Origin of the sequence: Micromonospora sp. URMC 106 (assembly GCF_051386395.1) — a bacterium.
Classification (GTDB): domain Bacteria; phylum Actinomycetota; class Actinomycetes; order Mycobacteriales; family Micromonosporaceae; genus Micromonospora.
In genome coordinates, this window is the sequence record NZ_JBPQTP010000306.1 from 1 (window position 1) to 211 (window position 211).

1 protein-coding gene is annotated in these 211 nt (G+C 73.5%); it reads left to right on the forward strand.

The window, feature by feature from the left end; all coding sequences use genetic code 11:
* A partial coding sequence (locus tag ACSNOB_RS32215) for a beta-ketoacyl synthase N-terminal-like domain-containing protein (protein WP_436691246.1) occupies positions 1 to 211 on the forward strand: 211 nt, incomplete at both ends.

The following is a 211-nucleotide window of genomic DNA, read 5'->3' on the forward strand; positions in this document are numbered from 1 at the left end:
CGCGGCCACGGGGCTGCGGCTGGCCTCGACGCTGGTGTTCGACTACCCGACCCCGGCCGTCCTCGCCGACCACCTGTACGAGCAGGTCTCCGGACAGATCACCGCCCGCCGTGCGGCGGTGCTCGCCGTCGGCACCGACGAGCCGATCGCGATCGTGGGCATGGCCTGCCGCTACCCGGGCGGGGTGGAGTCTCCCGACCAGTTGTGGGAG